Source organism: Arthrobacter sp. 08Y14 (assembly GCF_002929455.1).
GTDB lineage: Bacteria > Actinomycetota > Actinomycetes > Actinomycetales > Micrococcaceae > Arthrobacter_B > Arthrobacter_B sunyaminii.
Genome location: NZ_PJIX01000041.1, coordinates 1 through 572 on the forward strand (window position 1 = coordinate 1; position 572 = coordinate 572).

At 61.4% G+C, this 572-nt stretch carries 1 protein-coding gene; it reads right to left on the bottom strand.

All coding sequences use genetic code 11. The annotated features are described in order from the left end of the window. Nucleotides 1-572 (bottom strand): hypothetical protein (locus CXR03_RS18410; RefSeq protein ID WP_181034681.1); only part of this gene is annotated, 572 nt, incomplete at both ends.

Consider the following 572-nt stretch of genomic DNA (forward strand, 5'->3'; position numbering starts at 1 on the left):
AACCCTGCCTGAGGCGTCAGCCCCATGATGGAAAACTGCTGATAGCTCGGTTCAGTGTCCCCTGTTTCGACCTTCACGAAACGCCGCTTGAACAGCTTCATCTGCGGCATCTTTTCATCCGCCAGATCTGTCAGCCCGCCCTCGTCCAGCAGCGGATCCTCCAGGCAGCTCGACGGGTTAATCCAGTCCTCCACCTCAGCGATTCCCTGGTGATCGTAGGGAAGCGTGGACTCCACGCCGCGGCTCACCAGGTGATGGGTGATCCAGCGCAGCGCCGAGATCCCGACCCTCTGCGCCTGGAAACTGGCCGGAATGCTCTTTTCGATCTGCGCCATCCGAGTTTTCCAGGTGGTGAACTGCCGTTCTGCCGGCGGCCGGATCGTCAGCCGGGCAGCTTCCGAAAGGGTCAGATCCACGCTGCGCCGGAAGGTGCTCCACAGCTCATTTGGCGTCTTATAGGTCAAGGGCGCGATCAGGAAGTACAGGCGCTCGCCGGCGGGGTTTACGGCCAGATCCTGGTAGGTGAGGCTGCACTCCTCCAGCCACTGCGGGGAGGGATCCTGTACGTCTTT